This window comes from Phocaeicola paurosaccharolyticus JCM 15092, from assembly GCF_000613805.1.
Lineage (GTDB): Bacteria > Bacteroidota > Bacteroidia > Bacteroidales > Bacteroidaceae > Phocaeicola > Phocaeicola paurosaccharolyticus.
On sequence record NZ_BAJR01000028.1, the window covers coordinates 35,982 to 44,079 of the forward strand.

Annotated in this window: 2 protein-coding genes and 1 pseudogene; all 3 read left to right on the plus strand. The window is 33.5% G+C overall.

Features of this window, described 5'->3' with window-relative positions:
- Positions 1-43: 43 nt before the first annotated feature.
- A complete protein-coding gene (locus JCM15092_RS11115; RefSeq protein WP_148296652.1) occupies positions 44-2,386 on the plus strand; it encodes a DUF6055 domain-containing protein in 2,343 nt (780 codons plus the stop codon).
- A gap of 346 nt (positions 2,387-2,732) precedes the next feature.
- Positions 2,733-4,036 (plus strand): annotated as a pseudogene (locus JCM15092_RS15870) (DUF6055 domain-containing protein).
- Positions 4,037-4,087: 51 nt separating this feature from the next.
- Positions 4,088-8,068, plus strand: coding sequence for a hybrid sensor histidine kinase/response regulator transcription factor (locus JCM15092_RS11125; protein ID WP_024994731.1), 3,981 nt, complete (start codon positions 4,088-4,090; stop codon positions 8,066-8,068).
- Positions 8,069-8,098 lie beyond the last annotated feature (30 nt).

Below are 8,098 nucleotides of genomic sequence, written 5' to 3' on the forward strand. Positions count from 1 at the left end.
ATAGTTCATTTCTATAGGCAATACCTTCCTTAAAACTAAATATATGAAAAACAATATACGGCACTATTTTTATCTGTTAGCTATGATGATGGCTGCAGGAGGAACATCTTTTCTTACAATCTCATGTGAGGATTTCGATATGTCAAAATTCATAGCTGATTATGATCCTAGATATAAAGGTTCTGTAGCAGGTGCTGAGGCTGACTATACTGTAGAAGCTGATGTTAAGACTCTTGATATAACCTTCAAGAGTGATATGGATTGGAGTGCTTCCATAGCTGACTCTGCAGGTAATAATTGCTCATGGGCAACTATTTCTCCAACAGAGGGTGTTGCAGGTGAGAATCTGAAAATAACTGTTACTATGGATGAAAATGAAAATACAAAGAATAGTCGTTCAGCAACAGTTACAATAACTACAGTTAAAGGTAGTTCTAAAACTATAACTATCACCCAGAACTATAAGGTTATCTATCTGAAAGCTGAGGAAATAAAGGATTATTCTAAATATAATTGTCCGGGAACCTGGAATCCTCATTTTGAAAAAGGTCCTGAATATATGCTTCGCCAGGATAGCTATTATTCATGGCATCGCATGAAACAGAGTGATCATTTCTTTGTCTTTTGGTCACCGGAATTTGGAGATGACCCAAATTCTGCAGAAAATGTAGCAGCAGGTATGAATGTAGATGTTGATGATTTATTGAAGAAAGCTGAACAATATTTCAAGACAAACGTGGAAGTACTAGGAATGGCAGAGCTAGGAAAAGGTAAATCTATGCTTGATAATTATAAAATGCAGATATATCTGATCTATCAAGATGAGTGGCTTGCTACAGGTGCTGGTTATGATGATAAAATTGGTGCTCTTTGGGTTAATCCATCAACTTGTCATCCTGTAGGTTCTACAATTGCACATGAAATTGGTCATTCATTCCAATATCAGGTATATGCTGATAAGATTGGTAAGCAAGGAGCAACAGCAGATCTTCATCATGGTTTCCGCTATGGATTTGGTCCGGATGGAGCAGGAGGTTGTGCTTTCTGGGAACAATGTGCTCAATGGCAAGCTCAGATTGATTATCCTCAAGAGATGTTCGGATATCATGTTGACGTATGGAAGAAAAATTGTCACCGTCATTTTAATCATGAATGGATGCGCTATGCTAGTTATTGGTTACAACATGTATGGGTTGAAAAGCATGGTGTGGATGCTTATGGGCGTATATGGAGAGAATCTGTATATCCTGAAGATCCACTTGAGACATACAGACGAATATATTGCTCAAATAGTCAAACTCAGCTTTATTCTGAATTGTATAGTTATGCAGCAAGAATGGTCAATTATGATCTAAAATTTGCATCTCCTACAAGTGTAACTGTTCCTGAGAATGTTAAAGGGGATTATACAACATACCTATATAAGATTGGTGATCAGAAATATCAGGTAGGTTATGCTAGTTGTCCCGGAACTACCGGATTCAACGTGATAAAGCTTAAAGTCCCTGCTGACGGTACTACTGTTTCAACTAAGCTTGCAGCTTTAGGTGTAGGAAGCAAATTGGCAAAAGGAGATAAAGGTGAACAAGTTGATGGTGATGGAGCTGTAGTAAGTAAGACAGATAGCTATAACAGCCAAGCTAATAATACTGCAAACTACCGTTGTGGCTATGTAGCCATGGTTAATGGGAAACCTGTATATTCAAGTATGAGCAAAGGTAAGAGTGTCACTGCTGATTATGTTGTACCGTCAGGAACAAAGGCTTTATATTTTGTTGTAATGGCAGCTCCTGATACCTACAACCGCCAGTATTGGAATGATAAGGAATCAGATGATGAGCAATGGCCATATAGTTTTGAAATAACAGGAACTGATGTTAATAGTTATGTTGAAGTTATTGATGTTAATATTGACCCTAATGCAAGCCCTAAGAACTGTCAAGTCTCTATAAACGTAAGAGGTAATGTTGATTCATCTTATGACTTCGCACACTACAATTTAGCATATTATGATAATGCAGCTATTTGTTATGCTTTCTGTCTGACACCGGAACAGATAGCACAAAAATTGCAACATCCTATTAAAGGAATTGCAGAGGATAAGATCATTATACGCCTTAAACAACCTGATGGAACTTATTCATATGAGGACAATTGTGGTGGAACTCTAGGTGGTTTTTGGTGTGATGCTTTAGGTAAACTTCAAGGGTGGGGTGAAAATGCTAGATTTTATGCAAAACTAAGTACAATTTATGATATGGAAGTTGGCTTTATGCCAGGTGCAATAAAATCCGGTGAAACATATCCTGCAGTTATTGAGATGGTCTATAAAAAGAATGGTAAGGAGTATATTGCTACTCTAAACTTAAAATTTATTGTTGGTTAGGTAGGTATTTATATATAAAGTTGGAGTAGATAAATAATATTTTATTGCTCCAACTTTAATAAGATTTACTATGACCATTATATTTTATCTATATCATATCAACACGTAGATCATATCAATTACGTGATTAAAAGTAATATTATTGGGTTTTTTGAGGGGGTTAAGGGTTATGTATTTCTTTAGATATGTTTAGATAATATTTGATTTTCATTAATGGTCTAAATGAGAATAGTAGTTTTATTATATTTTCTTTTCATCGGTTTTAGACTATAATTATAGCTGTTTAGAGTATTTCTCATCTATTTGAGAAAAATACTCTTTTTTTTGCTTAAAATTTTTGTTGACTATGAAGAACTATTTCCTTTTCTTTCTCCTAGTTATAATATTAAGTAATTGTGAGAATTCTAAAGCTAAGATAATCATTCCTGAAGGTAAGGAGATTTACATACCAAAAGATTTAAAATCAAACGATTTTAATAGCAATGATAGTAAATGGAGTTATCATCGTATGGTCACCTCTGAAAATTTCGTTGTCTTTTGGGAGAAAGGATTTGGAGATGACTTGAATAATCCTCCACATTTGGAAGGAAAACCTATGAAGGTTGATTTGAATAATCTGATAAAGAAATTAGAGAGATTTTATTCTGCATTCCGAAATGATATGAAATTTGTCCGAGGGGAGTCAAATGCAGATAAATATAGAATGATGGTAATGATTAACTACTCTCTGGAAGGTACTGCTTATGGTGGTGATTATGACGGAGTAATAGGTGCATTATGGGTCTCTCCAAATAGAATACAAGATGAAAAGCTAAATTGTATTGCTCATGAACTTGGTCATAGTTTTCAGTCTCAGATAATTTGTGACAGACAAGGTGAGGCCTGGGAGGTAGTGGCTTCTTTGAAATGGCTTCACAATGGATGTTATGGCAGGTTAACCCGGAATGGATAACAGATGAGAAGTACCATTGGGATGCTTTTTCAAAACTTACTAATAAGGCTTATCTTCATATGGATAATATATATCACTCTCCATATATACTTGAATATTGGAGTCAAAAGAATGGATTAAGCGTTATCCCTGACTTATTTATTAAAGGGAAGAAGAATGAAGATCCTGTAATGACATATAAGACGTTATACAATCTTTCACAGGAAGATTTTTGTGATGAAATGTTCAAAGCAAGTTCTCATTTAGTAAATATGGACTTTAAAAGAGTATTTAAAGAGACAAGACCATATTCAAAGAGGCTTATTTCAAAATTTGATTCTTTAGAAGATGGTTGGCTACGAATATCCTCAAATAATATTCCTGAAAACTATGGTTTTAATGCGATGGAATTAGTTATTCCTTCAGATAGGAGTAAAGTTACTATTGATTTTATTGGTGAAAAGGGCGATGTTAATCCTGACAAAGCAGGATGGAGATATGGATTTGTAGCGATAACCGATAAAGATGAAAGCCTTTATGGGGAGATATGTAAGAATAAAGTAGGAACTACTAGTTATACATTCCCAAAGGATAAAACCATTGAGAGCTTGTGGTTTGTTGTTATGGGTGCTCCAACTGAACATTGGAGAAATGAAACAACTAGTAAGGATGCACAATGGCCATACAAGATAAAAATTAATGGAACTTCTTTGAAATAATTATATTTTAGATTAATCTTTGTATACCGGATACATTATAAACATATAACTATGAGATCTCTTTTTTCTGCTATCTTCTTTCTCTTCTTCTTTTCAATATTAGGATATTCTAATGATCTTAAATTTCGTCACCTTACTATTGAAGATGGCCTCTCTTCTAATTCTGTACGAGCAATTCTACAGGACAAAAATGGATTTATTTGGGTTGGGACTAGCGATGGTTTGAATAGATATGATGGTATAAATATAAAAAACCATCCTCTTCCGCTTTCGAATAAGTATATATCTTCATTATGTGAAATCAATGGGGATATATGGATTGGAACAGATGAATTAGTCCTTATATATAATCCTATATCTAATAATTTTAAGAGTTTAGATGCCAAGACAAATAAGGGAGTCGGTATAAATGGAACTGTAAATAGTATCACAACGGACCGTGACAATAATGTCTGGATTTCTACTTCAGGGCAAGGCATATTTAAGTATAATATTAAAACAAAAAAGCTAAAGCAATACCCTTTCGTTAATTCCTCCGGTTTGATAGCTAGTGTTACTGTCAATAGTGAAAATCAAGTTTTTGCGGTTACCAGTTGGGGTGAATATGGCCTATATAAGTTGAATAAATCAACAGACACATTTGAGGTTGTAAATATTGTGTATGATCGTCCGGGTATTAATTCACGCTCATTGGTCCTTTTTGAAGACTCTGAGAAGAACCATTGGCTAGGAAGTTGGGAGTGTGGAATTCAGAAATTGGATATATATACCGGTAAAATTGAGACATATCTACATCCTTCGGATGTCAAGGGTACAATGCATATACACTCTATAATGGAATATGCTCCGCATCAATTATTAATTGGATCTGATGATGGATTGTTGCTCTTTAATACATCAACAAAGAAATTTGTTCTTTATGAAGAAGATGATACTAATATATATTCGTTGTCAAATCGTTTTGTCTATCCAATAGTAAAAGATGGTGAAGGGGGCGTATGGATTGGTACATACTATGGGGGTATGAATTATATTCCACCTAGAAATTCAATCTTTGAATCATACAGTTTTACAAAAAAGAGAAATTCTATTGGAGGAAATGTTATTAGCAAATTCTGTGAGGATAAAAATGGACAGATATGGATTGCGTCAGATGATGGAGGATTAAATCGATTTAACCCTATTACAAAGATATTTACTCAGTTCATGCCGGAAAGAAACAATAAGAATAGCCTTTCATATCATAATGTACATGCTCTTTGTATTGATGGAGACCAATTATGGATTGGAACATATACAGGTGGTGTTAATCTATATAATATTGAAAAAGGAACATTTAAAGTATATTCTTCTACTAAGAATAACCCAAATACTCTTGACGGCACAAGCTCGTATGCTATATTTAAAGACAACCATGATAATATATGGGTGGCAACGATGTCGGGTATAAATCTGTATGATAGGAAAAATGATAATTTTAAGAGAGTGAAAAACTTTGATGCCCTCACTATAGATATAGACCAGGATAAGGATGGCAATCTATGGTTTGCTACTCAAGGGAAAGGTATTTATAAGTATAATCCGCGTCGTAATCAATGGAAGAATTATACATCTTCGAATAACAAGAGTGGTAGTTTACCTACGAACCAGATTAATTGTATAAATATAAATCAAGATAATGAAATTTATATTGCTACAAATTATGGATTATATAAGTATTTGCCTAAAAATGACTCATTTCAACAGATTAAATTAAGTATTCCCAGCAATAATATTTGTTCAATCATTGAAGATCAGAATGTCTTTTGGCTCACTACAACAAAAGGACTTGTGAGATATACTCCTGGTGAGGGTTGTCAAGTCTTTACAAAAAGTGATGGATTGCAGTGCGATCAGTTTATGCCTAACTCTGGATTTAAGTCTTCTGATGGGAAAATCTATATAGGCTCTGTTAACGGATTTAATTCATTCTATCCATATCAGATTAATATTAATAGAATAAGGCCTAAAGTCGTATTAACCGGCCTGGAAATTTTTAATAAGGATATTCCGATTGGTTCTTCAATTTTAACAAAAGATATTAACTATCTACCTGAGATACATCTTTCGTATAGGGATAATGTTATAAGCTTGAATTTTGCATCTTTGAGTTATTGTATACCTGGAAAGAATCAATATTCATATAAACTTGAAGGTTTTGATAAAGAATGGAATAATGTTGGTTCTCAAAATAAGGCAACCTATACTAATTTACCTGCCGGTACATATGTTTTTAGAGTTAATGCTACAAATAATGATGGATTATGGAATAAAGATGGTGCCGCTATTCGTATAGTTATTCACCCACCATTTTATTGGTCTACTAGCTTTAAAATCATTTATGTACTCTTATTTATTATTGCTTTATTTTTCTTGATTAAATTTTTTGTAAAACGTTCTGAAAAGAGACACAGTAGGGAGATAAACATTATAAATGAAAATAAAGAGAAAGAACTACATGAAGCAAAGATTCAGTTTTTTACTATGATTGCTCATGAAATTCGTACACCTGTGTCATTGATAATAGCCCCACTTGAAAAAATACAAAAGATGAATTCATCACTGCCGAAATTCATATGTGATGATTTGGATATTATTGATAGAAATAGTCAGAGATTACTCTTTTTGGTTAATCAACTTCTTGATTTCAGGAAAGCAGAACAAGGTGGGTTAAAATTAAAATACTCTTTGTGTAATGTCAATAGTTTGATTCTTGCTGTAAGTGATCGGTTTAGACCCACTATTGAGCAACAAGGTATTAAATTTGTAGTTGAATTGTCAGAAAATGATTTTTCTGCACTAATTGATAAAGAAGCTGCTACTAAACTTATTAGTAATCTTCTTACTAATGCAAGAAAATATACAAAAGACATAATCGTTCTTTCTTGTACGTTAAATGAGGAAAAGAACGAGTTCTCGATTTGTGTAAAAGATAATGGATGTGGTATATCTGATGAAGAGAAGAAGAAAATATTCAAGCCTTTTTATCAGTCTTCCAATAATAAACCTGGTACGGGTATAGGTTTAAGTATTGTAAAGAATATCGTGGATGCTCATAATGGATCAATAGAAATTGATTCTACAACAGGGGGAGGGTCTTCATTTATCGTTACTTTGCCTATAGGAAACGGTCAAAATATGTTTGAAGAGGACTCTATAGAGGATTTGTCATTGGTGCCTGAGGATATAATTGCTGATGCAGAAATAGAAGATGATAATAAAGAGAAGCAGACAATATTGATTGTCGATGACAACAAGGATATGCTTAAATTTTTGTCTGTGAACTTCTGTGATAAGTATAACACAATAACTGCAGAAGATGGGGAAGAGGCTTTGAAAATACTTAAGAAAAATGATATCTCATTTATTATAAGTGATTTAATGATGCCTAAAATTAATGGAATAGAGTTATGTAAAGCTGTGCGCTCAAATAATTCAACAAGCCATATCGCATTTATTTTGCTTACGGCAAAAACTGATATTAATTCTAAAATTGAAGGAATGGATTGCGGCGCTGATGCATATATTGAAAAACCATTTTCAATTCAGTATCTTGAAGCTTGTATTAAAAATATAATAGATATTAGAGCTCTGCTGCGCCAGAAATTTTCTAAGATGCCATTGATGCCAATAAGTTCAATAGCTGCCAATAGTTTAGATGATCAATTCCTCAAAAGAATGAATGAACTAATTGAACAGAATTTCTCAAATCCTGACCTAACTGTAGACTTCCTCACAGAAAAGTTGTGTATAAGTCGTTCAGGACTATTTGCTAAGATTAAGTCATTAGCAAATGTCACTCCAAATGAATTGATCCAGCTAGTCAGACTTAAGAAAGCAGCAATGTTATTATTGGAGAATAAATATCGTATAAACGAAATCTGCTATATGGTTGGCTTTAACAACCCATCATATTTTTCTAAATGTTTCCAAAAGCAGTTTGGAGTTAAACCAGGTGAGTTTATAGAAAACGGAGGTGCAACTAAGGACTAGGTTATATTTAAAGAAAAAAATATTCGAAAG